Origin of the sequence: Pseudomonas sp. NFACC05-1, assembly GCF_900100135.1 — a bacterium.
GTDB classification, from domain to species: Bacteria; Pseudomonadota; Gammaproteobacteria; order Pseudomonadales; family Pseudomonadaceae; genus Aquipseudomonas; species Aquipseudomonas fluorescens_Q.
On record NZ_FMTR01000009.1, the window covers coordinates 187781 to 214715 of the forward strand.

Here is a 26935-nt window from a genome sequence, read left to right on the forward strand (position 1 = left end):
AAGATTTGCATTATGTGTAAAGGGTTGCAGGTGTAAATATTTCTTATTTAATGATGAAAGATTGCCGCCTTCGATAGTGTCTGTAGGAACTGCCTCGCAAAGCGAGGCTTGGCGCCCAGGGGCAGGAATCAGATGATGGACGCCTTGCTGCGCTCGGCCTGCTTCAAGTAAAGGCCCAATTCCCGTGCCGGCAGCGGTTTGCTGTAGTAATACCCCTGACCTTCGTGGCAACCCTCGGCGATGATGTAGGCTTCCTGCTCGACTGTTTCGACGCCTTCGGCAATGACCTGCATCCCCAGGCTCTTGCCCAACTGGATGATGGCCCGGACGATGGTTGCATCGTCCTCGTCGTCGAGCAGGTCCTGGACGAAGCTCTTGTCGATCTTGATCTTGTCCAGCGGCAGGCTCTTGAGGTAGCTCAGGGACGAATAGCCGGTCCCGAAGTCATCGATGGCAATCAGCGCCCCGGAGCGGCGCAGGCTCAGCAAATGCTGGGCAGCGGTGGTGATGTCTTCCATCAGGCCGGTCTCGGTAACCTCCAGCTCCAGGCTGCGCGGCGGCAGCCGGTACATTTGCAGGAGATTGTTCACCACCCGCGGCAGTTCGGCGTGGTGCAGTTGCACCGTCGACAGGTTGACCGCCATGCGCAGGTCGACGAAGCCCTGGTCGTGCCAGTCGCGCAATTGCCTGCAAGCCTGGTCCAGCACCCATTCACCGATGGCGATAATGGTGCCGTTCTGCTCGGCCAGGGGAATGAACAGATCCGGCGGCACCAGGCCGTGCTCGGGATGGTGCCAGCGGATCAGGGCTTCGGTGCCCACCACCCGCAGGTCGCGGTAACTGATCTGCGGCTGGTACACCAGGGTGAACTGCTCGCGGGCCAGGGCCTCGCGCAAGTCTTTCTCCAGTTCGCGACGACGGCGCATCTCGCTGTCGACGCTGGCGATGTAGAACTGGTAGCGATTGCGCGAGCGGCTCTTGGCCAGGGTCATGGTCTGCTCGGCTTTCTGCAACAGTTTCTCGGTGCTGTCGCCGTCTTCGGGGAAGAGGGTGATGCCGATGGTGGCCCGCAGGCGGATTTGTTGATCGTCGATGGCGAACGGCGCTTCCAGGTCGTCGAGGATGCTTTGAGCCAGTTCGGCCGCCTCGTAAGGCTGTTCGATGTCGGCCTGGACCAGCGCGAACTGATCGCCCCCCAGCCGCGCCAGTGCGCCGAGCCGCCCGCTGTGGGCCCGCAGCCGATCGGCCAGGGCCAGCAGCAACTGGTCGCCGGTCTGATAGCTGAACTGTTCGTTGATGCCCTTGAAATCATCCAGCCCTACACACAACACCGCCACCCGGCGTTGCAGGCGTCCGGCGTCCACCAGGATCTTGTCCAGTTGCTGTTGAAGTTGCTGGCGGTTGGGCAGACCGGTGAGAAAGTCGTACTGGGCCATGCGCAGCAGGCTGTTTTCCGCTTCGTGACGCAGGTGTGTGTTGCGCTCGATGGATTCGAGCAGTTGGTTGGCCGTATTGATCCACAGGCCCAGTTCGTTTTGCTCGTGACCGCGCAGCTGCGGGATCTTGTGGGCGCTGGGGCGATCGGGGTTGATCTCGGTCAGGTGCTCGATGATCCGCGACAACGGTTTGGTCAGCAGCCAGTGATAGACCAGGTACAGCACCAGGCCCATGGCCAGGGCCCGCAGCATTCCGGAGATGAAGATGATCACCGAGCTGACGATGAAACCCTCGCCGTAGGTGGCGGTGTCGAGGGTAATGCTCAGGTCGCCGTAATATTCGCTATAGGGGCCGCGTCCCACCAGTTGCGTGGTGAAGGTGCGCTCCTTGCCCAGGATCAGGTCGGTCAGCCAGCGGCTTTCGGAGCGCTGCAAGGGCCGGGTTTTTTCGGCGAGCATGGTTTCGCGTGGATGGCCGATGGAAGCCATGCGTACGGCTTCGTCCTGGAACAGGCCCTCGATCACTTGCATGCCCATCTCCCGGTCCAGGCTGTAGACGGCCTGGGTCGAAGGATCGCGGAACATGTCGAGGATCCGTTGGGCGTCACTGGCGACGGCCTGGTTGGTTTTGTAGGCATCGAACACGATCTGGGCGCAGCTCAAGACCATGCCAACGATCAATGCCGAGAGGAGCACGACCCGGAGCAACTTCACAGACAAGCTGTTCTTGAGTTCCAGCTTCAAAGAGTGGTTCCTTGTTCCGTGCGGGTAGCGTCAAGTTGCCATGAGTATTGGCAATCCTGTGATGTCAGTCAAAGGGACAATCAAACACAAGGTTTTTCGCTTGAAACCTTACCGGTGTACGTTTTTTCCAGAGTGATTGCTCTACGACCATTGTGTCGGTTGGAAGGGGCCGCAACTTGAGGCCTCCAGGGATTTTTTCTTGGGGTTCCAGACGCGAGGTAGTTTGCCTGCGGTCATTTTTTTCCGGCAAAAAAAACCCGGCACGACGCCGGGTTTTCTTGTCTGGCATTGGCGCTTAGGCGGTGAAGGCTTTGCCTTCGAACTGCTCGGCGACGAATTTCCAGTTGACCAGGTTCCAGAACGCTTCGACGTATTTCGGGCGAAGGTTGCGGTAGTCGATGTAGTAAGCGTGTTCCCACACGTCGCAGGTCAGCAGCGGGGTGTCACCGCTGGTCAGCGGGTTGCCGGCACCAATGGTGCTGGCCAGGGCCAGGGTACCGTCGGCCTTTTTCACCAGCCAGCCCCAGCCGGAACCGAAGGTGCCGATGGAGGTTTTGCTGAACTCTTCCTTGAACTTGTCGAACGAACCGAAGGCCTTGTTGATGGCTTCAGCCAGCGCGCCGGTTGGTTGACCGCCGGCGTTCGGTGCCAGGCAGTTCCAGTAGAAGGTGTGGTTCCAGACCTGAGCGGCGTTGTTGAAGATACCGCCCGAGGAAGTCTTGACGATTTCTTCCAGGGTCTTGCCTTCGAACTCGGTGCCAGGCACCAGGTTGTTCAGGTTCACGACATAGGTGTTGTGGTGCTTGTCGTGGTGGTATTCCAGAGTTTCCTTGGAAATGTGTGGCGCCAGTGCGTCGTGTGGATAGGGCAGCGGCGGCAATTCGAAAGCCATGGTGATTCTCCTAATCAGGTCAGTTGCGGTGAGCGCAAGGCCGATCACGGGCGGCCAGACTAGCGCCGGGGAGTTTGTACTCTTTGCGGCGCAGGAGTCGGATCATAGCACCGGGGGTGCGGCATAACCACGCAACAACTGTGTGGAATAGAGGTTCCAGAGCGGTTTGGAATAATCAGCCGTTGACGATCAATTGCACCGCCACGGTAAACATCATCACCGCCACGAGCAGGTCGAGGATCCGCCAGGTGCTTGGACGGGCCAGCCAGGGTGCCAGCCACGCAGCGCCGAAGGCCAGGGTGAAGAACCACAGCAGCGAGGCACTGGCCGCGCCCACGACATAGGCGCCAGGCACGCTCTGCTGGGCACCAAGGGAGCCGATCAGCAGCACGGTGTCGAGGTAGACGTGGGGGTTGAGCAGCGTCACCGCCAGGGCGCTGAGCAGCACCGCCCGCAGCGAGCGTACAGCCTGGTTTTCCCCCTGTCGCAGGCTTTGCTTCGAGCAGGCCCGGCGCAGGGCCAGGCTGGCGTACCAGAGCAGGAACGCCGCACCGCCCCAGCGGGCAATCGACAGCAGCAACGGACTCTGGGCCAGCAAGGTCGCCAAGCCGAAAACCCCGGCGGCGACCAGCAGCGCATCGAACGTGACGCACAGCGCCGCCACGGGCAGATGATGTTCGCGGCGCAGGCTCTGGGCCAGCACAAATGCGTTCTGGGCGCCGATGGCCATGATCAGCCCAAAGGCCACCAGCAGGCCGTTCATATAACTTTGCCACATAGGTTTGATCCCCGGTTTGTGTATCAATGCTGGCCATTCTCCGGGGAAGGGCTGTATAAGAAAAACCAATCCTGCTGATTGCTCATTAGGAAAACTGATGTTCGATTACAAATTGCTTTCTGCCCTGGCTGCCGTGGTCGAGCAGGCCGGTTTCGAGCGCGCGGCCCAAGTGTTGGGTTTGTCGCAATCGGCCATTTCCCAACGAATCAAACTGTTGGAAGCACGCGTCGGCCAGCCCGTGTTGGTACGTGCCACGCCGCCAGCGCCCACGGAGATCGGCCGACGGCTGCTCAATCACGTGCAACAGGTGCGTCTGCTTGAGCGCGACCTGCAAAGCCTGGTGCCGGCCCTGGATGAAGAGGGTTTGCCGGAGCGTTTGCGCATCGCCTTGAACGCCGACAGCCTGGCAACCTGGTGGGCGGCGGCCGTGGGCGATTTCTGCGCCGAGCAGCACCTGTTGCTCGACCTGGTGGTGGAGGACCAGACCGTTGGTCTCAAGCGCATGCGCGCCGGTGAAGTGGCGGCGTGTGTCTGCGCCAGCGAACGCCCGGTGGCGGGCGCCCGCAGTGTTTTGCTGGGGGCGATGCGCTACCGGGCGCTGGCCAGCCCAGCGTTCATCGCCCGGCATTTCCCCGACGGGGTGCGGGCCGATCAACTGGCCCGTACGCCGGCGTTGGTGTTTGGCCCGGATGATTTCCTGCAGCACCGCTACCTCGCGTCCGTAGGCGTGGAGGGCGGTTTCGAGCACCATCTGTGCCCCTCGTCCGAAGGTTTTATCCGTCTTGCTGAAGTCGGGCTGGGCTGGGGGCTCGTGCCGGAGCTGCAAGTGCGCGAACAGCTGGAGCGAGGCGTGCTGGTGGAATTGCTGGCAGATAAACCGATCGATGTGCCGCTGTACTGGCATCATTGGCGCAATGGCGGGCAGTTGCTCGGCTTGTTGACCGAACAGTTGATCCGCTCCTCCCGGCAGTGGCTGGTGCCTTGGGAGGCGCAGTAGACGTCAAGCTGCTGGTAAAAGCGGCGCACAGATAAATTTGCAGGTTGTAGCGCAAGGCTCGTAACCGCATTTCTTAGGAGCATTCATGAAAATTCTGGTCACCGGCGCGAGCGGCTTCATTGGCGGACGCTTCGCGCGTTTCGCCCTGGAGCAAGGCCTGGATGTACGGGTCAATGGTCGCCGGGCCGAGAGCGTGGAACACCTGGTGCGTCGCGGTGCACAGTTTGTCCAAGGGGATCTGAGCGACCCACTGCTGGCCCGGGATTTGTGCCTGGATGTCGAAGCCGTCGTGCATTGCGCCGGTTCCGTGGGACTTTGGGGCCGCTACCAGGATTTCCACCAGGGCAATGTCCAGGTCACGGAAAATGTCGTCGAGGCCTGCCTCAAGCAAAAGGTTCGCCGGCTGGTTCATCTGTCCTCGCCGTCCATCTACTTCGACGGTCGTGACCACCTCGGGTTGACCGAAGAACAGGTGCCCAAGCGCTTCAAGCACCCTTACGCGGCCACCAAGTACCTGGCCGAGCAGAAAGTCTTCGGCGCCCAGGAGTTCGGCCTCGAAGTGTTGGCCCTGCGCCCGCGTTTCGTGACCGGTGCCGGTGACATGAGCATTTTTCCGCGGCTGTTGAAAATGCAGCGCAAGGGGCGCCTGGCGATTGTCGGCAACGGGCTGAACAAAGTGGATTTCACCAGCGTGCAAAACCTCAACGAAGCGCTGCTCAGCAGCCTGCTGGCTACCGATTCAGCATTGGGCAAGGCCTATAACATCAGCAATGGGGCACCGGTTCCACTGTGGGATGTGGTCAATTATGTGATGCGCCAGATGGAAGTCCCGCAGGTCCGGCGTTATCGTTCCTACGGCTTGGCTTATAGTGTCGCGGCCCTGAATGAAGGTTTCTGCAAATTGTGGCCGGGCCGCCCCGAACCGACGCTGTCGCGCCTGGGCATGCAGGTCATGAACAAAAATTTCACCCTGGACATCAGCCGGGCCCGGCATTATCTCGATTATGATCCGCAGGTCAGCCTGTGGACCGCCCTCGATGAGTTTTGTGCCTGGTGGAAGGTACAGCAGCCTGTATGACTAGCCATACAGCCCACCCGAGTACCCGCTGATCGGCCCGTCATGAACCGACTGCCAGGTTCGGGGTCAATCGGTGCGGCGGGCGAGGGGGTTATACTCGCCGCATCAAGCCATCACCGGTTTCCCAAAGGTTGAACCATGCCCATGCGTAACGATGCCAACGACGACTTCGATGATGTACCGAGCCTGCGGATGCGGGCCGACATTCCCGATGACGATGATTTCCTGCCCAACCGCCAGCCTCATGTGCAAGCACGCCCGGCGCCCGTTGCCGCGGCCAAGGTCAAGGGGCCCAGCACCGGGCCGCTGTGGGCATTGGTCGGCGCGCTGCTGTGTGCGTTCGGTTTCCTGGCCTGGTGGAGCTTCCAGCAGATTTCCCTGATGGAGCAGCAACTGGTGGCCACCCAGGAGAGCTTCGCGCGGATCAGTGAAGATGCTGCGGGGCGACTGCAGGAGTTTTCCGGCAAGGTCGTCGCCGGCCAGTCCAATGTGATGAGCGACAGTGAGGCCTTGAAACTGCAGATCAAGCAGTTGGAAAGCAAGCTGCAGGATCAGGGCAAGCAATTCGACAACAAACTGTTGGAGCAGTATAAGCAACAGCAAGCTACCTTCGGTCCGTCCGCCGACTTGGACAAGGAACTGGCCCAGCTCATTGCCCAGGCCACTGAACAGCAGAACACCAACGCCCAGTTGCAAGCGTCCAACAAGGAACTCCAAGCCCAGGTCAAGACGCTGGTGGCTGAAGTTAACGCCCTGAAAAGCCAAGGCGAGGGTGGTGCCCTGGATGCTCAGCTCAAGAGCATCGGAGCCGACATCACCGCCCTGAAAAGAGCCACCTCCAACTCGGCCATCGATCGCCTGGAGCAGGACATGATCGTGCTCAAGAGCCAGCAGGACAAGGGTGGCAACACTGCCGAGTTCGACGCCTTCCGTGGCCAGGTCACCCGTAACATCAACACCTTGCAAGCGCAGATCCAGAACTTGCAGCAGCAACTCCGCGCTGGGGCTCAATAAACCTGTGGGCGTTTGTTCGCGATAGCGATTGTGAATGTGCCGCCGCTATCGCGAGCAAGCTCGCTCTCACAGGAAACGCTGTCCAGCGTACAAGCGAGCTTGCTCGCGATGGCACCGCCTCTGTCAGTAACCATACCCGCTGACGCCCCCGGCTCCCCAGCAATTCCCTGAATACTCCAACATCACCCCACGCCGTCTACGCTCTTGAAACACCAACAAGAACAAGGGGCGCGCATATGGGTTTTTTTCACAGGATGGCCTGGCTGGGTGCAATGCTTGTGCTGGGGCTGGCACCGGTTCATGCAGCGACACCGGATGACGGCCAGGCGGCCCGTTCGCTGCTGGAAAAGGCCTTGGCTTACTACCACGACAACGGCGACAAAGCCTTTGCCGCCTTCAGTCGCCAGGGGGAATTCGTCGACAAGGATCGCTATGTATTCGTGGTGGATACCCAGGGTGTGATGCTCGCCAGCGGCGGGCCTTCCTCGGCGCTGATCGGGCGGGATGTGTCTGAAGTGCTGGGCCCGGACCTGCGCAAAGCCTTCAAGGACGCCTTGAAGACTCCCGAGGCCAGTGGCATCCAGCAAGCCGAGTACCGTTGGCAGAACTGGTCGGACGGCAAGGTCGAGCGCAAGCATGTGTATTTCCAGCGTGTCGGCGAACGGATTCTGGCTGTCGGCTACTACCTGCCCCGGGCTTCCGCCGAACAGGCCAAGGCGCTGCTGGACAAGGCTTCAAGCGACCTGTTGAAAAATGAGAAGGCCACGCTGACGGCGGTTAACTCCCTCAAGGGAGGTTATCTGCAGGATGACTTGTACGTCTTTGTCGTCGACCTCGATACCCGGCGCTATGTCGGTCACGGCACCAACCTGCGGTTGATCAATACCGACTTCGCCAAGGTCAAGGACCCCGATGGCAAACCGGTGGGCGAGCCGATCCTGGCCATGATCGGCAAGCAGGACGTGGGGGAGTATGAATATCGGTGGAAGAACCCGGTGACCGGCAAGGTCGAGGACAAGCACGCGTACCTGAAGAAGGTCGGGCATTTTCTGGTGGCGGTGGGGTATTACAGTCCTTGATGCCAAGGCCAAGGCCAAGGCCAAGGCTGGAGCTGAAGCCGACAGGGCATTGTGGCGAGGGGATTTATCCCCGTTGGGTTGCGCAGCAACCCTCTGCATTTCAACTGACAATCGCGGCGCATGATGGATTCTGGGGCTGCTGCGCAACCCAGCGGGGATAAATCCCCTCGCCACAGTTGACCATGTCCTGGCCAGGCATTTCTGTGTTTGGCAGGTTGCTCACAAAAAGGCCCGCATCGCTGCGGGCCTTTTTTCGGACTACTGTGGCAATCAGCCCGCCACCAACACCCGAATCGCCTCCAGGCGCAACGCCGCTTTCTCAAGCATCGCCAGCCCTTGCTCGCGCTGTTGGCGCAGGGCTACCAGTTCGCTGTCGCGCACGGTCGGGTTGACCGCTTGCAGGGCGGTCAGGCGCGCCAGTTCTTCGTCGGTATCGGCGGCCAGGCGACGCTGGGCCTCGGCCACGCGTTCGGCGTGACGCGGGGCGATCTTTTCTTCGCCTGCATTGATCCGAGGCGTGAGCTGGTCGCGCTGGGCCTGGATGAATTTGTTGGCGCTGGCACGTGGCACGCTTTCGAGCTGGTCGTTCAAGGTTTCGAACGAAACCCGGGCGGCCAGGTCGTTGCCGTTGGCGTCAAGCAGGCAGCGCAGGGCGGCCGGCGGCAGGTAGCGGCCCAGTTGCAGCGAACGCGGGGCCACTACTTCACTGACGTAGAGCAGTTCCAGCAACACGGTGCCGGGCTTGAGGGCCTTGTTCTTGATCAGCGCCACGGCGGTGTTGCCCATGGAACCGGACAGCACCAGATCCATGCCGCCTTGCACCATCGGGTGCTCCCAGGTGATGAACTGCATGTCTTCGCGCGACAGCGCCTGGTTGCGGTCGTAGGTGATGGTCACGCCTTCGTCGTCGCCGAGCGGGAAGCTGGCGTCGAGCATTTTTTCGCTTGGCTTGAGGATCAGCGCGTTTTCCGAATGATCCTCACTGTCGATGCCAAAGGCGTCGAACAGGGTTTCCATGTAGATCGGCAGGGCGAACTGGTCGTCCTGCTCGAGAATGGCTTCCACCAGCGCATCGCCTTCACCGGCGCCGCCGGAGTTGAGCTCCAGCAAACGGTCTCGACCGGTGTGCAGCTCGGCCTCCAGGCGTTCGCGTTCGGTGCGGGCTTCGTCGATCAGTGCTTGCCACTGGCCATCGTCGGCTTCTTCCAGCAATGGCAGCAGGCGCGGGCCGAACTGATGCTGCAAGGCGTTGCCAGTCGGGCAAGTGTTGAGGAAGGCATTCAGGGCTTCGTGATACCACTGGAACAGCCGCGCCTGTGGGCTGGTTTCCAGGTACGGCGCGTGCAGCTCGATGGTGTGCTTCTGGCCGATCCGGTCCAGACGGCCGATACGTTGCTCGAGCAGGTCCGGGTGCGCTGGCAGATCGAACAGCACCAGGTGATGGGCGAACTGGAAGTTGCGCCCCTCACTGCCGATTTCCGAACAGATCAGCACCTGGGCACCAAACTCTTCGTCGGCGAAATAGGCCGCCGCGCGGTCGCGCTCCAGGATGTTCATGCCTTCATGGAACACCGTGGCCGGAATGCCGGAACGTACGCGCAGGGCGTCTTCCAGGTCCATGGCGGTTTCGGCGTGGGCACAGATCACCAGTACTTTGGTGCGCTTGAGCATCTTCAGGGTGTCGATCAGCCACTCGACCCGCGGGTCGAAACGCCACCAGCGTTCTTCTTCGCTGGCGTCCGGCTGGGCTTGGAAGCTGACTTCCGGGTACAGCTCGGGATGATCGCCCAGCGGCAATTCGAGGTATTCGGCCGGGCACGGCAGCGGATAGGCGTGCAGCTTGCGCTCCGGGAAACCCTGCACGGCGGCGCGGGTGTTGCGAAACAGCACGCGGCCAGTGCCGTGGCGGTCCAGCAGTTCACGCACCAGGCGGGCACTGGCTTCGACATCGCCATCATTGACGGCGGTCAGCAACGCTTCGCCTTCGTTACCCAGGAAGCCGTGGATGGTCTTGTGGGCTTCGGGCGAGAGGCGGCCTTTGTCCAGCAGCTCCTGCACGGCTTCGGCCACCGGGCGATAGTTTTCGCTCTCGGCACGGAACGCCTTGAGGTCGTGGAAGCGATTCGGGTCCAGCAGGCGCAGGCGAGCAAAGTGGCTGTCCTGGCCCAGTTGTTCCGGGGTCGCGGTCAGCAGCAGCACGCCCGGGATCGTCTCGGCGAGTTGTTCGACCAGCGCGTACTGCGGGCTGACCTGATCTTCGTGCCACACCAGGTGATGGGCCTCGTCGACCACCATCAGGTCCCAGCCGGCGGCGAACAGCGCGTCTTGGGCCTTCTCGTCGTCCACCAGCCACTCCAGCGCCACCAGGGCCAGTTGAGTGTCTTCGAACGGGTTGCTGGCATCGCTTTCGATGAAGCGTTCTTCGTCGAACAGCGCGACTTGCAGGTTGAAACGTCGACGCATTTCCACCAGCCATTGGTGCTGGAGGTTTTCCGGTACCAGGATCAGGACGCGGTTGGCGCGGCCGGACAGCAGTTGACGATGGATGACCAGGCCGGCCTCGATGGTCTTGCCCAGGCCCACTTCGTCCGCCAGCAACACCCGCGGCGCAATGCGGTCGGCTACTTCACGGGCAATGTGCAATTGGTGGGCGATAGGCTGGGCACGGACGCCGCCCAGGCCCCAAAGCGAAGACTGCAACTGGCGGCTGGTGTGTTCCAGGGTGTGGTAGCGCAGGGAGAACCAGGCCAATGGGTCGATCTGGCCGGCGAACAGACGGTCGCTCGCCAGGCGGAACTGGATAAAGTTCGACAGTTGGGTTTCCGGCAGGGTGACGACTTCGTTCTGTCCGTTGAGGCCGTGGTAGACCAGCAGCCCGTCGATGTCATCGACTTCGCGCACGGTCATTTTCCAGCCTTCGAAGTGAGTGATCACATCGCCCGGCGAAAACCGTACCCGGGTGAGCGGCGCGTTCCGTAGCGCGTACTGGCGAGTGTCGCCAGTGGCCGGATAGAGCACGGTCAACAAGCGGCCGTCCTGTGCCAGAACGGTGCCTAAACCCAGCTCGGCTTCGCTGTCACTGATCCAGCGTTGCCCCGGTTGATACTGCTGCGCCATGCTGCCTGACTCCCGCCTTGAAAAAGCCGGTTATCTTAACGGAAGGATCCCTCAGACCAAAGGATTTACGTACGTTGATTAGTGAGCGACGGCACGGAACTTACGCTTGCCCAGCGATCAAACAAGCTCGGCCCTGGGAATCGCTGCAATGCCAACTGGGTCACAAGTTTCAGACCGGCGGTTCAAGCTGCCACTTTCCCAGCCGACAACCTGAAGACAGGAGACCTTTATGTTGCCACCCATGCTCCCTTTGAGCGCCGTACCTATCACCGCTCAACAGGATCCGGTTCGCCAGCGACCGGACATACCGCCCGTGGTCCCGGTGCAGCAAAGCTCCAACGAAAGCACCATCGACCTGCAGAGCCGCGACCCGGAAGAGGCCGCGCTGCTGTTGCGCGAGGAACAGCGTCGCCGGCAGGAGCGCGACAAGCGCCACCGCGAGGCCAATGAAGATCCTGAAGAACACCTGGCCGTACCGGGTACCGAACTCAACGCCGACAACACCGTGCCGGTGGTGCCGCTGATAGACGAAGAGTCGCGCCAGGGCTTGTGGGTCGATATCCAGATCTGATTCAGGCGTTTGCCGACGTACGCAGGCTGGTCAACGCCGTCAACACCCCGCATCATGGGCGCATCCGCAATTCACTGCATGATGCCCACACGCCATGAGCCAAGACGACAAGCTGATCGACCTCAGTGCCGAGCGCGCCAAGCGCGTTCACGACCTCAACGAAAAGCGCCTCAATGAAGTCCGCCAGGCTTTCGAGCAGGCCATGCCGTTGGGCAAGCCCAAGAAAAAGTCGAAAAACAAACCGAAAAAGCGCTGAACCCCCTCGATCCATTGATGCAGATCAGTTATTTCCCCACCTTTTCGCCCCGTTGCGGGCGTTATTGACCCCGGTCAATTTTCATCCAGGCCTGATTGGTTAACTTGAACCCATCGCAACAGGGGCAAGACCAGGAGGCCAGTCATGTTTTTCGATAATGTGGTGTTTGCCGGTGTGTTGACGGTCGGCCTCATGTTCGTATTTTTTGCAGGCTTTGGATTATTCATCTGGAAAGACGCACACAAGCGGAAAAAACCGTAGGTCTTTCCGGCTAAAACGAGCACGCAAGGCATTTTGGGCGACTTCGGTCGCCCTTTTTTTTTACCGATTTTCCGGTATATACAAATCAAAATGCGGGAGCGGGCTTGCTCGCGAAGGCGGTGTGTCAGTCAATGTATGAGTAACTGACACGACGCCTTCGCGAGCAAGCCCGCTCCCACAATGGTTCTGGTGGTATAAAAAAAGGTGCGACCTGTCAGGATCGCACCTTTTTTGTGGCTGCGGGAATCAGCTGCCCAAGGCCTTGGACGCCAACCAGAACAGCCCGGCCGACAGCGCCACCGTTGCCGGCAGGGTCAGCACCCAGGCCAGCAGGATGTTGCGCACGGTGCCACCTTGCAGGCCGCTCTTGTTCGCGACCATGGTACCGGCCACGCCCGAAGACAGTACGTGGGTGGTGGAAACCGGCAGGCTGAAAATGTTCGCCGCGCCGATCATGCACGCGGTGGTGATCTGCGCCGACATGCCCTGGGCATAGGTCATGCCTTGCTTGCCGATCTTCTCGCCGATGGTCAGTACCACACGCTTCCAGCCGACCATGGTGCCCAGGCCCAGTGCCAGGGCGACAGCCAGGATCACCCAGAATGGGGCGTACTCGGTGGTGCCGGTCAGGTCCTTGCGCAGTTTGTTCAGGTCGTCTTTCTCACGGGCTGCCAGGCCTGGCAGTTTGCCAACCTTCTTCGCCGTGTCGTCCAGGCAGAGCAAGTAGCGACGCACTTCGATACGGCCTTCCGACGGCAGCGAATGGTAGTCAGCCACGCCCTTGAGGGTGTTGAGCAGGGCATCGATGGTGGGTTCGGTCTGCTGCGGGTTGCAACGGAATTTTTCCGGCAGATCGCCTTCCACGCTCTTGCCCAGCGCCAGGTATTCACCCAGGGATTCGCTGTTGCGCTGGTAGAACTGGCTCAGGTGCAGGGTCGCGTCGCGGGTCCGCTCGATCTGATACGTGGTGCTGCTCAGGTCGAGCACGAACTGCGAAGGCACGATACCGATCAGCACCAGCATGATCAGGCCGATGCCTTTCTGGCCATCGTTGGAGCCATGGACAAAACTGACGGCCATGGCCGAGATCACCAGTACCAGGCGATTCCAGAACGGCGGGTGCTTCTTGTCATCGATCTTGCGGCGCTGTTCCGGTGTCTTGTGCATCTTCGACAGCGGACGCCACCATTTCAGGCCGATCAGCACCAGGGCAGCGATCAGGAAGCCGGCCATGGGCGAGAACACCAGGGAGGCGCCGATATCGATCGCCTTCTGCCAGTTCACCCCATCGGCCAACGGGATATCGTTGATCAACGCATTGGCCAGGCCCACGCCGAGGATCGAGCCGATCAACGTGTGGGAGCTGGACGCCGGGATACCGAAGTACCAGGTGCCCAGGTTCCAGGTAATGGCCGCTGCGAGCAGCGAAAACACCATGGCGAGCCCGTGTCCGGTGTTCACATTGATCAGCAGCTCTACGGGCAGCAAGTGAACGATGGCGTACGCCACCCCCACACCACCCAGCAGCACGCCGAGGAAATTGAACACACCGGAAAAGAACACCGCCAGATGAGGCGGCATGGCTTTGGTGTAGATAACAGTGGCAACCGCGTTAGCGGTGTCATGAAAGCCGTTGATGAACTCGAAGGCGAGGACAAAAGCCAGGGCGAGCAAGAGGCTCACAAGCACCCAAGCATCCAGTCCGCTGAATAAATCGATCATGAAGGTTTTCTGACCCGGTCATAAGGGGGCGCGATTATGCCAGAAAACCATGGCAATCGATGCATTGCCTGCTCATCGGCAACATTCTTCAACGAAATAATTTGTAGGAATGGCTCTGGCGCGAGGTTTTCCGTGGGGCGCGTAACCCTTTGATTCAGGGGCGCAAAGCGTCCTGGAACCTGACCGCCGCCCCGTGTAGAGCACTTCGAGCGGTTGCATGAAATATCTGAAAAGAAGGTCGGCCATGAGCCTTCCCGGCCGTCGGGCGGGAGCGGATGGCGGCCCGCTCATGGCGGGCGTGCACTGCGGTTTCCGGCCTGGATGGCGGCCGGAGACCTCTTCACAAGAACATCATGCCCAGCGCGTCACTGCTCTTCGGCTTTGAGTTCTTTTTCCATTTTCTGGAGTTCCTGGGTGAAGGCCTGGTCCTGAACGGTGGCGCGCTTACGCCAGGGTTTGCGTTCCGGTTCAGGTTGTGCGGCGTAGGTGGTGATTTCCCCGCCGTAAACTTCCTTGTAACGTTGTTCCTGGCGCTCAAGTTCCGCGCGCAGTTCGTCTTTCGTCACAGTTGTACCTAATTAATTGAAATTGAATCTGGTGATACGCACTGCATGTAGACATGCAGACGGCCACGGCACCAGAGCTGACAGCTGACGTAGCATCAGGGCTTCGTGTTGTTGCCAATACAGGGGAAGCGACCTAAAGGTGCTTCGGGCGCCAGGGTATTACCAAGGTGCCTGCGTACGGGAGCGGTCGATTGGCCGTACCGTCGCTGAGTTGCATTATAGCGGTCCAGCTGAATAACACTATCGGGAAATATTTAAAGGGGCCTGTTGTTGTGTGAATCGATGTTTGTATGTGCAAACTTGTGTCAATCAGGTTTCAGAAGATGTCTGCTAGTGCCGATATCCTGATGCCGTTCAAGGCGACAAGTTCAATATCGCCCGCGCCTTCACGTCAAATCGCTTGTCACTCTCGCTCAACTTGTTATCGGGCGTTCGACGGCTGTCGAATTCATGATACCGGGCAGGATTGCGATTATCGGTTGCTGGTTCGATAATCGAACACTGTTGGCGGTCCGGCCCTTGTCTGTCCGTCAGACAGCCGCTTGTAATAGCCGTCATTCCCCGGGAAGGACCAGACATGAACGACCAATTGCGCAATGCTTTCACTTCAGTCGCGCCACCGATCGTCGCCTCGCCGGCCAAGCGGATCCAGGCCCTGACCGGCGATCCCGATTTCATGACGTCCCTGGCCCGCGGGTTGGCCGTGGTCCAGGCCTTCCAGGAGCGCAAGCGACACCTGACCATTGCCCAGATCAGCCATCGTACGGAAATCCCTCGCGCCGCCGTCAGACGTTGCCTGCATACCTTGATCAAGCTGGGCTACGCCACCACGGATGGACGGACCTATTCGCTGCTGCCCAAAGTGCTGACCCTGGGGCACGCCTATCTGTCCTCGACGCCGCTGGCCGTTTCTGCCCAGCCGTACCTGGACCGCATGAGCGAGCAATTGCACGAAGCCTGCAACATGGCGACGCTCGAAGGCGACGATATCCTCTATATCGCCCGGTCAGCCACCACCCAGCGCCTGATTTCGGTCGATCTGTCGGTCGGCGGGCGTCTTCCAGCCTATTGCACTTCGATGGGCAGGATTCTCCTGGCGGCCCTGGATGACGCTTCGCTGCGCGACTACCTGGACCATGCCGACCTGCAAGCCAAGACCAGCCGCACCTTGCACACCCCCGAGGCATTGCTTGAATGCCTGGAACAGGTGCGGCAGCAAGGCTGGTGCATCGTCGACCAGGAGCTGGAACAGGGCCTGCGTTCGATTGCCGTGCCGGTGTACGACGCTTCCGGTCAAGTAGTGGCCGCGCTCAACGTCAGCACCCATGCCGGGCGGGTCAGCCGCAATGAGCTGGAACAGCGCTTCCTGCCAGGCCTGCTGGGGGCCAGCCGCGACTTGAGCGCGCAGCTGTTCACTTAAGCTGTTCGATAAACGCACAGAGTCGGCGGCGATGAATTGACGGTATTTGCCTGCCCTCATTAATGTCGCGCAGCGTCATCCGGCGTGTTTCGCCGGTCCCTGATCGTTCGCCTGCGTTTATCACGTGGAATAAAAATAAAATGAACCAGCCCCAGACCTCCGTAGGCAACTGCCTCGATGTGCAGTCCTTTATCAATGCCCAACCTATTTCGCGCTACCAGTGGCGGGTGGTGATTCTCTGTTTCCTGATTGTTTTCCTCGACGGCCTTGATACAGCGGCCATGGGCTTCATCGCCCCGGCACTGTCCCAGGATTGGGGCATCGATCGCGCCAGCCTTGGCCCGGTGATGAGCGCCGCGCTGATCGGCATGGTGTTCGGCGCACTGGGTTCAGGGCCGCTGGCTGACCGCTTCGGGCGAAAAGTCGTACTGGTGGGCGCGGTTTTGCTGTTCGGCGCGTTCAGCCTGGCCTCGGCCTACAGCACCAACGTCGATCAATTGCTGGTGCTGCGTTTCCTGACGGGCCTGGGACTGGGCGCCGGGATGCCAAACGCCACCACGTTGCTGTCGGAATACACCCCGGAGCGCAAGAAGTCCCTGTTGGTGACCAGCATGTTCTGTGGCTTCAACCTGGGCATGGCCGGCGGTGGGTTCATCTCCGCCAAGCTGATACCGGCGTTCGGTTGGCATAGCCTGCTGCTGATTGGTGGGATCCTGCCGTTGATCCTGGCGGTCGTGTTGCTGTTCTGGCTGCCGGAGTCGGCGCGTTACCTGGTGGTGCGCAATCGCGGCACCGACAAGGTGCGCAAGACCCTGGCACCGATCGAACCGAACACGGTGGCCCAAGCGGCGAGCTTCAGTGTGCCGGAACAGAAAACCGTGAAAGCCCGCAATGTGCTGGCGGTGATTTTCTCCGGCACCTACAGCGCTGGCACCTTGCTTCTGTGGCTGACCTATTTCATGGGCCTGGTGATCGTCTACCTGTTGACCAGTTGGCTGCCGACCCTGATGCGCGACAGCGGCGCGAGCATGGAGCAGGCAGCGTTTATCGGTGCGCTGTTCCAATTCGGCGGCGTGTTGAGCGCTGTCGGGGTGGGGTGGGCGATGGACCGGTTCAATCCGCACAAGGTCATCGGCCTTTTCTACCTGATGGCGGGGGTGTTTGCCTACGCGGTAGGGCAGAGCCTGGGCAACATTACCTTGCTCGCCACCCTGGTGCTGGTGGCGGGCATGTGTGTCAACGGCGCGCAATCGGCGATGCCTTCGCTGGCGGCGCGTTTCTACCCGACCCAGGGTAGGGCCACCGGTGTCTCGTGGATGCTGGGCATCGGTCGTTTCGGCGCGATTCTCGGCGCCTGGATGGGCGCGACCCTGTTGGGCCTGGGCTGGAACTTCGAACAGGTCCTGACCGCCCTGGTGATCCCGGCGGCCCTGGCGACCACGGCGGTGGTGATCAAAGGCATGGTCAGCCATGCGGATGCCACCTGAAACCCCGAACCTACACCCCTGTGGCGAGGGAGCTTGCTCCCGCTGGGCTGCGTAGCAGCCCCAAAAACAGGGCCGCTTCGTACTGGAGCGCCAGCCCGGCCCAGCGGGAGCAAGCGCCCTCGCCACGGTTCTCGTTTTCGCTGTGTGGATAAATCGATAGCCAAACAACAATCCGTTCGATAAACGAACACTCAGTCGATTATCGGATTGTTTGGCTTTTCCCCCAGGCTTAATCTTCAGTCACTTCGGCGCTTAACCTCGCGCCTTTTCCTTCATGTCGGTCTACTGGAAAACGGGAGCCTGCCCCATGGCTGAAATCCTTTCGCTGCACGACGCGGTGAAGCAATTCGTCAACGACGGCGATACCGTCGCGCTCGAAGGCTTCACTCACCTGATTCCTACGGCGGCGGGTCATGAAATCATTCGTCAGGGAAAGAAAGATCTGACCTTGGTGCGCATGACACCTGACCTGATCTATGACCAGTTGATCGGCGCCGGTTGTGCTCGCAAGTTGATTTTCTCCTGGGGCGGCAACCCTGGCGTGGGGTCGTTGCACCGCTTGCGCGATGCCGTGGAGAAACAATGGCCGCACCCCCTGGAGATCGAGGAACACAGCCACGCCGACCTGGCCAACGCCTACGTTGCCGGCGCCTCCGGCCTGCCATTCGCGGTGTTGCGGGCCTACGCCGGCTCCGACCTGCCGAAGGTCAACCCGCTGATCAAGAGCGTAACCTGTCCCTTCACCGGTGAAGTATTGGCCGCCGTGCCTTCGGTGCGCCCTGATATCACGGTGATCCACGCCCAGAAAGCCGACCGCAAGGGCAACGTGCTGCTGTGGGGCATTCTCGGTGTGCAGAAAGAAGCCGCCTTGGCCGCCAAGCGTTGCATCGTCACCGTGGAAGAAATCGTCGACGACCTGAATGCACCGATGAACGCTTGCGTACTGCCGACCTGGGCATTGAGCGCCGTGTGCCTCGTGCCGGGTGGCGCTCATCCGTCCTACGCCCACGGCTATACCGAGCGTGATAACCGTTTCTACCAGGCGTGGGATCCGATCGCCCGGGACCGTGAGACCTTCACCGCATGGATCAACGAATACATCCATGGCACTAAAGACTTCAGTGAATTCCAGGCCAGACTGGCAGCCGCTTCGCAGGTGAAACCATGACTTACTCCACCCACGAAATGATGACCGTCGCCGCGGCGCGTCGCTTGAAGAACAATGCCGTATGCTTCGTGGGCATCGGCCTGCCGTCGAAAGCGGCCAACCTGGCACGGCTGACCTCATCGCCGGACGTCGTGCTGATCTACGAATCCGGCCCGATCGGTGCCAAACCCAGCGTACTGCCGCTGTCCATCGGCGACGGTGAGCTGGCGGAAACCGCCGATACCGTCGTGCCGACCGGTGAGATTTTTCGCTATTGGCTGCAGGGCGGGCGTATCGACGTCGGTTTCCTGGGGGCGGCCCAGGTCGACCGTTTCGGCAACATCAACACTACGGTGGTGGGCGATTACCATCAGCCAAAAGTCCGCCTGCCGGGTGCTGGTGGCGCGCCGGAAATCGCCGGCTCGGCCAAGAGCGTGTTGATCATCCTCAAGCAGTCGGCGCGTTCGTTTGTCGACAAGCTGGATTTCATCACTTCGGTCGGCCACGGTGAAGGCGGCGATTCGCGCAAGCGCCTGGGCCTGCCGGGTGCCGGTCCTGTGGGGATTATCACCGACTTGTGCATCATGGAACCGGAAGCCGGCACCCATGAGTTCGTGGTCACCGCGCTGCACCCCGGCGTGACCCGCGAGCAAGTCATTGCCGCCACCGGATGGGCGATCCGTTTCGCCGATCAGGTGCAAACCACCGCCGAACCGACCGAGGTAGAGCTGCGCGCACTGCGCGATCTGGAAGCTCGCACCGCGGCGGCCCATGGCCAGGCACCGGGAGAAGCCTGATGCGCGACGTTTATATCTGTGATGCGATTCGAACCCCCATCGGTCGGTTTGGCGGCGGTTTGTCCGCCGTGCGTGCCGATGACTTGGCGGCGGTGCCGATCAAGGCGCTGATGGAGCGCAACCCATCGGTGGACTGGAGCGCGGTGGACGAAGTGTTTCTCGGCTGCGCCAACCAGGCCGGCGAAGACAACCGCAACGTGGCGCGCATGGCGCTGCTGTTGGCGGGCCTGCCGGACAGCATTCCCGGTGTAACCCTCAACCGTCTTTGCGCCTCGGGCATGGATGCCATCGGCACGGCGTTCCGCGCCATCGCCAGCGGTGAGATGGAACTGGCCATCGCTGGTGGGGTGGAGTCGATGTCCCGTGCGCCGTTCGTGATGGGCAAGGCCGACGCGGCGTTTTCCCGCAACATGAAGCTGGAAGACACCACCATCGGCTGGCGTTTCATCAACCCATTGATGAAGGCCCAGTACGGGGTGGATGCGATGCCGCAGACCGCTGATAACGTGGCTGATGACTACGCCGTGTCCCGCGCCGACCAGGACGCTTTCGCCTTGCGCAGCCAACAGCGCACGGCAGCGGCCCAGGCGGCAGGTTTTTTCGCCGAAGAAATCGTGGCGGTGCGCATTGCCCACAAGAAAGGTGAAACCGTGGTCGAGCAGGACGAGCATCCTCGCGCCGACACCACCTTGGAAACCCTGGGCAAACTCAAGCCGGTCAACGGCCCGGACAAGACCGTCACTGCCGGCAACGCCTCGGGTGTCAACGATGGCGCGGCGGCACTGATCCTGGCGTCGGCCGAAGCGGTGAAGAAACATGGCCTGACGCCGCGCGGCAAAGTGTTGGGCATGGCCAGTGCCGGCGTGGCGCCCCGAGTGATGGGCATCGGTCCGGTGCCGGCGGTGCGCAAGCTCACTGAGCGCCTGGGCCTGGCGGTCGCCGATTTCGATGTGATCGAACTCAATGAAGCCTTTGCCAGCCAGGGCCTGGCCGTGCTGCGTGAGTTGGGGTTGGCGGACGATGCGCCCCAGGTCAACCCGAACGGCGGTGCCATCGCCCTCGGCCATCCACTGGGCATGAGCGGGGCGCGTCTGGTGTTGACGGCGTTGCACCACCTGGAAAAGACCGGCGGCAAGAAAGGCCTGGCGACCATGTGCGTTGGCGTCGGCCAAGGCCTGGCACTGGCAATCGAACGCGTCTGACGCGTCGTTCTACTAATAAGAAACCGAGGAACGCTCCATGACTGACAAGCCTGGTTATCGTCGCCCCCAAGCGGGCACCCAGCCGGAGTATCTGCACCCGCCGTACCAGTCCACCAACCTGCGCTCGCCGTCCAAGCCGTTGGTGTTCCTGCCGCATTCGCTGTCGGAAATTACTGGCCCGACTGTCGGTGCCGACCGCGTGCAAGAGAAGGACCACGACCTGACCGCCCAGCATTCCGGCGAGCCGCTGGGGGAGCGGATCATCATTCACGGGCGCGTGCTGGATGAGCACGGCCAGCCGGTGCCGGGCATCCTGGTGGAGATCTGGCAGGCCAACGCCGCCGGTCGCTACAACCACGACCGTGACAACCATGACGCGCCCCTGGACCCGAATTTCACTGGCACCGGTCGCACCGTCACCGACGCCGATGGCTGGTATCAGTTCCAGACCATCAAGCCCGGCGCCTATCCGTGGGGCAACCACCACAACGCCTGGCGCCCGGCGCATATCCATTTCTCACTGTTCGGGCCGAGCATTCTGACGCGCCTGGTGACGCAGATGTACTTTCCTGGCGATCCGTTGCTGGAATACGACCCGATCTACAACTGCGTGCCGGACACGAGTGCCAAGGAACGCCTGATCGCCCGTTTCGACCTGGAAAAAACTGTCCCTCACTACGCCCTCGGTTACCGCTGGGACATCGTCTTGCGCGGCCGCGATGCCACGCCGATGGAGAAATAAGATGACGCTCACCGCCACCACATCCCACACCGTTGGCCCGTACTACCACATCGGCCTGACCTGGCTGAATCGCGAAGACCTGACCGTCGCCGAAACCCTCGGCCAACGCGTGGCGATCACCGGGCAGGTGGTCGACGGCAACGGCCAGTTCGTCAACGACGCGATGCTGGAAGTCTGGCAGGCCAACGCCGCCGGCAAATACGCCCACCCGGAAGACGACCAGGACAAACCCCTGGACCCGAATTTCGAAGGCTTCGGCCGGGTGCCGGTGGACGCCGAAGGGCGTTTTCGCTTCACCACCATCAAGCCGGGCACTGTGCCGGGATTGGGTGGCACGACCCAGGCCCCGCACCTGGTGGTGCTGGTGTTCGCGCGCGGGTTGGTCAAGCATTTGCTGACGCGCATCTATTTCGACGGCGAACAGACCAACGAAACCGACCCGCTGCTGGCCTGCGTGCCCGAAGAACGTCGCGGCACAATCGTGGCCAAGCCTGATGCGTCGGGCGTGTACCAGTGGAACGTGATCCTTCAGGGCACGGATGCCGAGACGGTGTTCTTCGATTACTGATTCATGATTTTCCCGTGGCGAGGGAGCTTGCTCCCGCTCGGCTGCGAAGCAGTCGCAAAACCAGGCACTGAGGTCATCCTGATACACCGGGTCGCCGGCTTTGGGCTTGCTGCGCAAGCCAGCGGGAGCAAGCTCCCTCGCCACAGGGGATATGAACCCAGCCCAGAAGTGTATGAACCCATAGGGCCACAGCAATGGTATGAACCCAGTGAGGGCGAGCTTGCTCGCGATGGCGTCAATACAGGTGCTATCGCTTCAACGTCTGTTTGTGGAACGGGACTGTTACTAAGTGTGTCTAGACTTCGTCAGTCCCCAACGAGTGAATAATCCATGGCCACCCCAATCATCAGCCACTACACCGGCGAAGAACGCAGCAAGCGCATCTTCGCCATCGTCGGTGCTTCATCCGGCAACCTGGTCGAATGGTTCGACTTCTATGTCTATGCGTTCTGCGCAATTTATTTCGCCCCGGCGTTCTTCCCGTCCGACAACCCCACGGTGCAACTGGTCAACACGGCCGGTGTGTTCGCCGCCGGGTTCCTGATGCGGCCCATCGGCGGCTGGATTTTCGGCCGGGTGGCGGACCGTCACGGACGTAAGAATTCGATGATGATTTCGGTGCTGATGATGTGCTTCGGCTCATTGCTCATCGCCTGCCTGCCCACCTACAAGGACATCGGCGTCTGGGCGCCGCTGCTGCTGTTGTTCGCGCGCTTGTTGCAAGGCCTGTCAGTGGGCGGCGAATACGGCACCACCGCCACCTATATGAGCGAAGTCGCCCTCAAGGGGCAGCGCGGTTTTTTTGCTTCGTTCCAATACGTGACGCTGATCGGCGGGCAACTGCTGGCGGTGTCGTTGGTGGTGATCCTGCAGCAGTTTCTCAACGAAGACGAACTGCGCGCCTATGGCTGGCGGATTCCATTTGTGGTGGGGGCCGTGGCTGCATTGATTTCCCTGTTCCTGCGGCGCTCCCTGAAGGAAACCAGTAGCAAGGAAATGCGCGAGAACAAGGACGCTGGCAGCATCATGGCGCTGTTTCGCGACCACAAGGCCGCGTTCATCACCGTGCTGGGCTACACCGCCGGCGGCTCGCTGATTTTCTACACCTTCACCACCTACATGCAGAAATACCTGGTGAACACCGCCGGCCTGCACGCCAAGACCGCCAGCTACATCATGACCGGCGCGCTGTTCCTGTACATGTGCATGCAGCCGCTGTTCGGCATGCTGGCGGACAAGATCGGCCGGCGTAACTCCATGCTCTGGTTCGGTGGCCTGGGGGCGTTGTGCACCGTGCCGATCCTGCTGACCCTGAAAAGCATCAGCAGCCCGTTCCTGGCGTTTGTCCTGATCACGTTGGCGCTGGCGATCGTCAGCTTCTACACCTCCATCAGCGGCCTGGTGAAAGCGGAAATGTTTCCACCTGAAGTGCGGGCGCTGGGGGTAGGGTTGGCGTACGCGGTGGCCAATGCGATTTTTGGCGGATCGGCTGAGTACGTTGCCCTGAGCCTGAAGGCCCAGGGCATGGAAAACGCTTTTTATTGGTATGTCACGGTGATGATGGTGGTGGCGTTCCTGTTCAGCCTGCGCCTGCCCAAGCAGCCGGCGTATTTGCACCATGACCTTTGAATCCACCTGATCATTTGAGGCTTGTTTGAGTCATTGTGGCGAGGGAGCTTGCTCCCGCTGGGCTGCGTAGCAGCCCTCTCTTGTGAGCGCTTCGCACTCAAGCGGGAGCAAGCTCCCTCGCCACGGGACATCTACCTTCCCAAGGACTGTTTATGAGCGAACGACTGGGCAATCAACTATTCGATGTCTACTTCACCGCCCGCGACATGCGCGAGGTGTTCTGCGATGCGGGTCGGGTCCAGGCCATGCTGGACGTCGAAGCCGCCTTGGCCCGGGCCGAGGCGCGGGTCGGGGTGATTCCGCAAAGTGCCGTGGCGCCGATCGAGCAGGCTTGTCGTGCGCAGCTGTACGATTTTTCGGCACTGAGCGAAGCGATCGCCAGCGCTGGCAATTCGGCAATCCCGTTGGTCAAGGCGTTGGGCAAGCGCATCGCCGCCGAGGATGCCGAAGCCGAGCGCTACGTGCATCTGGGCGCCACCAGCCAGGACGTGATGGACAGTGGGCTGGTGCTGCAACTGCGCCTGGCCTTGGGGCTGATCGAAGGCGAGCTGGCGCAGTTGGCCGCCACCCTGGCCCGACAAGCCAAACACTACGCCGCCACGCCGCTGGCCGGACGCACCTGGCTGCAGCACGCCACGCCGGTGACCCTGGGCATGAAGATCGCTGGTTGGCTGGGAGCGATCACCCGCAGTCGCCAACGTTTGAAAGAACTCAAGCCGCGCTTGCTGGTGCTCCAATTCGGCGGCGCCTCCGGAACCCTCGCCGCCTTGGGTGAACACGCTTTGCCCATCGCCGAAGCCTTAGCCGCCGAATTGCAACTGAACCTGCCCGAGCAGCCGTGGCACACCCAGCGCGATCGCCTGGTGGAATTCGGTTCAGTGCTGGGCCTGATCGCCGGTAGCCTGGGCAAGCTGGGCCGCGACATCAGCCTGTTGATGCAGACCGAGGCCGGCGAAGCGTTCGAGCCCTCGGCGCCGGGCAAGGGTGGTTCGTCCACCATGCCGCACAAGCGCAACCCGGTGGGCGCGGCAGTGCTGATCGGCGCGGCGACGCGAGTGCCTGGCTTGTTGTCGACGCTGTTCAGCGCCATGCCCCAGGAACACGAGCGCAGCCTGGGCCTGTGGCACGCTGAATGGGAAACCCTGCCGGAGATCTGCTGCCTGGTGTCCGGTGCCTTGCAGCAGGCGCGGCTGCTGGCCGAAGGGTTGGAAGTGGACGCGGCGCGCATGGCCCGCAACCTGGAACTGACCCAGGGGCTGGTGCTGGCCGAAGCGGTGAGCATCGTCCTGGCCCAGCGTGTGGGACGCGACGCGGCGCACCATCTGCTGGAGCAATGCTGCAAGCGCGCCGTGGCCGAACAACGGCATTTGCGTGATGTGCTGGGGGATGAACCTCAGGTCACTGCGCAGCTATCCGCGACCGAGCTTGATCATCTGCTCGACCCGGCGCACTACCTCGGACAAGCCCAGACCTGGGTCGCCCGGGCCGTGGCCGAACACCTTGCCTTGAACGCCTGAAAGGAGATTGTTGTGGGATTCGTCAAACTCGCCGAGGGCGATCTGAACTATCGTTTTGATGGGCCGCAAGACGCCCCGGTGTTGGTGCTCTCCAATTCCCTGGGCACTGATCTGCACATGTGGGACGAACAGGTCGCGGCCTTCAGCGAACACTTTCGCGTGCTGCGTTTCGACACGCGCGGCCATGGTCAATCGCTGGTCACCGAAGGGCCGTACAGCATCGAACAACTGGGTCGCGATGTGCTGGCGATGCTTGATCAGTTGAACCTCGACAAGGTGCATTTCTGCGGCTTGTCCATGGGCGGGTTGATCGGCCAATGGCTGGGCATCAACGCCGGCGAGCGCCTGTACAAACTGGTGGTGTGCAACACCGCGGCCAAGATCGGCGATCCGTCGGTGTGGAACCCGCGCATCGAAACCGTGCTGCGCGACGGCAAGGATGCGATGGTGGCGTTGCGCGATGCTTCGATCGCCCGCTGGTTTACTGCGGATTTTTCCGAGGCTCATCCTGCGAAGGTGAAGAAGATCACCGACATGCTCGCTGCCACATCGCCCCAAGGCTACGCGGCCAACTGCGCGGCTGTGCGTGATGCCGATTTCCGCGAGCAGTTGTCGTCGATTCGCGTGCCGCTGCTGGTGATCGCCGGCACCGAAGATGCCGTGACACCGCCGTCGGGTGGGCACTTTATCCAGGAGCGGGTCAGTGGCGCGGAGTACGCCGAGTTCTACGCCGCGCACCTGTCCAACGTCCAGGCCGGCGCCGCCTTCAGCGCGCGGGTGCTGGATTTCCTGCTTGATTCTGGCCGTGCCTGAGGAGTTTTTTGTGGACGAGAAACAACGTTACGACGAAGGCATGCAAGTACGCCGCGCGGTGCTGGGCGATGCCCACGTCGATCGCAGCCTCAATGCCCTGACCGAGTTCAACAGCGAATTCCAGGAGATGATCACCCGCCACGCCTGGGGCGACATCTGGACTCGCCCGGGCCTGCCGCGCCATACCCGTAGCCTGATTACCATCGCCATGCTGATCGGTATGAACCGCAACGAAGAACTCAAGCTGCACCTGCGCGCCGCCGCCAACAATGGCGTGAGCCGCAGCGAGATCAAGGAAGTGATCATGCAGAGCGCCATCTACTGCGGCATCCCGGCGGCCAACGCCACGTTCCATCTGGCCGAGTCGGTGTGGGACGAACTGGGCGTCGAATCGCGGGCTTAAGGGGTTACCTCATTCCTGTGGGATCAGCTTGCTCGCGATAGCGGTGGTTCAATTGATGGGGGATGTTGAATGTGATGACGCCATCGCGAGCAAGCTCCTACACTGGATCTTCAGTGAGCGCTGATTTTGTGCTCGGCACCGATTCCCTGTGGAAGCTAGCCTGCTCGCGATGACGGTGGTACAGCCTCCACCCATGTTTGGCTTTTACAGCAGGCTGAGCGGATAACTGATGATCAACCGGTTCTCATCGAACTCATTGGTACTGTAATCCCGGCGTATCGTCGAGTTACGCCACTTCACGTTGAGACTCTTCAACGCGCCGCTCTGCACGGTGTAGGCCAGCTCACTTTCCCGACCCCATTCCTTGCCGTCGTCAACGGTGGCGGTGTGCACGTTGTCACCGCTGATGTAGCGGTTCATCAACGTCAGGCCCGGCACGCCAACGGCAGCGAAGTTGAAGTCGTGGCGCAGTTGCCAGGATTTTTCCTTGGCGTTGTCGTAGCTGGAGTTGTAGCTGTCGTTGGCCAGGGTGCCGCCGCTGGTGCCGTTGACGCGCATCCAGGCATCATCGCCGCCGACTTTCTGCAGGCCGACATAAAAGGTGTTGCCGCCGTACTTGGCCGAGAGCATGGCGAACGCGGTTTTGTTGTCCAGGTCGCCGGCCAGGGCACTGCCGTTTTCCTTGCCGGTGAAGTAGCC

At 61.2% G+C, this 26935-nt stretch carries 25 protein-coding genes; 18 read left to right on the top strand and 7 right to left on the bottom strand.

Going from position 1 to position 26935, the window contains the following annotated elements:
* Positions 1-128: 128 nt before the first annotated feature.
* From BLO97_RS16310 to BLO97_RS16320, 3 genes are all read right to left on the bottom strand, one after another.
* The gene (locus BLO97_RS16310; protein WP_092144274.1) at positions 129-2180 is read right to left on the bottom strand and encodes a putative bifunctional diguanylate cyclase/phosphodiesterase; all 2052 of its coding nucleotides are present in this window, start codon (positions 2178-2180) and stop codon (positions 129-131) included.
* 295 nt (positions 2181-2475) lie between these two features.
* Positions 2476-3072 (bottom strand): superoxide dismutase, encoded by a 597-nt coding sequence (locus BLO97_RS16315; protein ID WP_092223125.1) that lies wholly within the window; start codon positions 3070-3072, stop codon positions 2476-2478.
* A 175-nt stretch (positions 3073-3247) separates the two neighbouring features.
* A complete protein-coding gene (locus BLO97_RS16320; RefSeq protein ID WP_063322606.1) occupies positions 3248-3850 on the bottom strand; it encodes a LysE/ArgO family amino acid transporter in 603 nt (200 codons plus the stop codon).
* A 97-nt stretch (positions 3851-3947) separates the two neighbouring features.
* Between BLO97_RS16320 and BLO97_RS16325 the strand changes: the two genes are divergently transcribed.
* The 4 genes from BLO97_RS16325 (at position 3948) to BLO97_RS16340 (ending at position 8018) form a co-directional block, all read left to right on the top strand.
* Positions 3948-4847: a LysR family transcriptional regulator ArgP gene (locus BLO97_RS16325; protein ID WP_072342064.1), complete on the top strand. Its 900-nt coding sequence runs from the start codon at positions 3948-3950 to the stop codon at positions 4845-4847.
* Between the two features lie 85 nt (positions 4848-4932).
* On the top strand, positions 4933-5925 hold the full coding sequence (locus tag BLO97_RS16330) for an NAD-dependent epimerase/dehydratase family protein (protein WP_063322604.1): 993 nt from the start codon (positions 4933-4935) through the stop codon (positions 5923-5925).
* Between the two features lie 138 nt (positions 5926-6063).
* The gene (locus tag BLO97_RS16335; RefSeq protein ID WP_072342058.1) at positions 6064-6939 is read left to right on the top strand and encodes an ATPase; all 876 of its coding nucleotides are present in this window, start codon (positions 6064-6066) and stop codon (positions 6937-6939) included.
* Between the two features lie 236 nt (positions 6940-7175).
* Positions 7176-8018 carry a cache domain-containing protein gene (locus BLO97_RS16340; RefSeq protein ID WP_092223123.1) on the top strand — a complete coding sequence of 281 codons (843 nt, stop codon included), beginning with the start codon at positions 7176-7178 and terminating at the stop codon, positions 8016-8018.
* 270 nt (positions 8019-8288) lie between these two features.
* Here BLO97_RS16340 and rapA read toward each other — a convergent pair whose 3' ends face one another.
* Positions 8289-11135 carry an RNA polymerase-associated protein RapA gene (gene rapA, locus BLO97_RS16345; protein ID WP_072342053.1) on the bottom strand — a complete coding sequence of 949 codons (2847 nt, stop codon included), beginning with the start codon at positions 11133-11135 and terminating at the stop codon, positions 8289-8291.
* A 229-nt stretch (positions 11136-11364) separates the two neighbouring features.
* Here rapA and BLO97_RS16350 point away from each other — a divergent pair, with 229 nt between their 5' ends.
* From BLO97_RS16350 to ccoM, 3 genes are all read left to right on the top strand, one after another.
* Entirely contained in the window at positions 11365-11706 is a 342-nt protein-coding gene (locus BLO97_RS16350) for an aspartate-semialdehyde dehydrogenase (protein ID WP_092144282.1), read from the top strand.
* A 94-nt stretch (positions 11707-11800) separates the two neighbouring features.
* The gene (locus BLO97_RS31650) at positions 11801-11962 is read left to right on the top strand and encodes a hypothetical protein (protein ID WP_003198631.1); all 162 of its coding nucleotides are present in this window, start codon (positions 11801-11803) and stop codon (positions 11960-11962) included.
* Between the two features lie 144 nt (positions 11963-12106).
* Positions 12107-12223 (top strand): cytochrome c oxidase subunit CcoM, encoded by a 117-nt coding sequence (gene ccoM / locus BLO97_RS32105; RefSeq protein ID WP_025212288.1) that lies wholly within the window; start codon positions 12107-12109, stop codon positions 12221-12223.
* A gap of 246 nt (positions 12224-12469) precedes the next feature.
* On the opposite strand, the gene BLO97_RS16360 is transcribed toward ccoM, so the two are convergent.
* Complete coding sequence (locus BLO97_RS16360) at positions 12470-13945, bottom strand: inorganic phosphate transporter (protein ID WP_092223121.1); 1476 nt, start codon at positions 13943-13945, stop codon at positions 12470-12472.
* 365 nt (positions 13946-14310) lie between these two features.
* Positions 14311-14511 (bottom strand): hypothetical protein, encoded by a 201-nt coding sequence (locus tag BLO97_RS16365; RefSeq protein ID WP_003198635.1) that lies wholly within the window; start codon positions 14509-14511, stop codon positions 14311-14313.
* 577 nt (positions 14512-15088) lie between these two features.
* On the opposite strand from BLO97_RS16365, the gene pcaR reads away from it, so the two are divergent.
* The 11 genes from pcaR (at position 15089) to pcaC (ending at position 26236) form a co-directional block, all read left to right on the top strand.
* Positions 15089-15931, top strand: a complete 843-nt coding sequence (gene pcaR / locus BLO97_RS16370; protein WP_014336961.1) for a pca regulon transcriptional regulator PcaR — start codon at positions 15089-15091, stop codon at positions 15929-15931.
* A gap of 140 nt (positions 15932-16071) precedes the next feature.
* Positions 16072-17418, top strand: coding sequence for a 4-hydroxybenzoate transporter PcaK (locus tag BLO97_RS16375; RefSeq protein ID WP_072342041.1), 1347 nt, complete (start codon positions 16072-16074; stop codon positions 17416-17418).
* 307 nt (positions 17419-17725) lie between these two features.
* A complete protein-coding gene (locus tag BLO97_RS16380; RefSeq protein WP_003198638.1) occupies positions 17726-18586 on the top strand; it encodes a CoA transferase subunit A in 861 nt (286 codons plus the stop codon).
* Positions 18583-19362, top strand: a complete 780-nt coding sequence (locus BLO97_RS16385) for a CoA-transferase subunit beta (RefSeq protein WP_092223119.1) — start codon at positions 18583-18585, stop codon at positions 19360-19362. The genes BLO97_RS16380 and BLO97_RS16385 overlap by 4 nt, the downstream gene beginning before the upstream one ends.
* On the top strand, positions 19359-20564 hold the full coding sequence (pcaF, locus tag BLO97_RS16390) for a 3-oxoadipyl-CoA thiolase (protein ID WP_170867303.1): 1206 nt from the start codon (positions 19359-19361) through the stop codon (positions 20562-20564). Before BLO97_RS16385 ends, pcaF begins: the two co-directional genes overlap by 4 nt.
* Positions 20565-20601: 37 nt before the next feature.
* On the top strand, positions 20602-21306 hold the full coding sequence (pcaH, locus tag BLO97_RS16395; protein ID WP_092223115.1) for a protocatechuate 3,4-dioxygenase subunit beta: 705 nt from the start codon (positions 20602-20604) through the stop codon (positions 21304-21306).
* Position 21307: 1 nt separating this feature from the next.
* Positions 21308-21874, top strand: coding sequence for a protocatechuate 3,4-dioxygenase subunit alpha (gene pcaG / locus BLO97_RS16400; RefSeq protein ID WP_092223113.1), 567 nt, complete (start codon positions 21308-21310; stop codon positions 21872-21874).
* A gap of 330 nt (positions 21875-22204) precedes the next feature.
* The gene (locus tag BLO97_RS16405) at positions 22205-23503 is read left to right on the top strand and encodes an MFS family transporter (protein ID WP_063322593.1); all 1299 of its coding nucleotides are present in this window, start codon (positions 22205-22207) and stop codon (positions 23501-23503) included.
* 152 nt (positions 23504-23655) lie between these two features.
* Positions 23656-25020 (top strand): 3-carboxy-cis,cis-muconate cycloisomerase, encoded by a 1365-nt coding sequence (locus BLO97_RS16410; protein WP_092346784.1) that lies wholly within the window; start codon positions 23656-23658, stop codon positions 25018-25020.
* Positions 25021-25032: 12 nt separating this feature from the next.
* Positions 25033-25833 (top strand): 3-oxoadipate enol-lactonase, encoded by an 801-nt coding sequence (gene pcaD / locus BLO97_RS16415; protein WP_092144296.1) that lies wholly within the window; start codon positions 25033-25035, stop codon positions 25831-25833.
* Positions 25834-25843: 10 nt separating this feature from the next.
* On the top strand, positions 25844-26236 hold the full coding sequence (gene pcaC / locus BLO97_RS16420) for a 4-carboxymuconolactone decarboxylase (protein WP_014336968.1): 393 nt from the start codon (positions 25844-25846) through the stop codon (positions 26234-26236).
* A gap of 204 nt (positions 26237-26440) precedes the next feature.
* Here pcaC and BLO97_RS16425 read toward each other — a convergent pair.
* A partial coding sequence (locus BLO97_RS16425; RefSeq protein WP_139197692.1) for an OprD family outer membrane porin occupies positions 26441-26935 on the bottom strand: 495 nt, incomplete at its 5' end.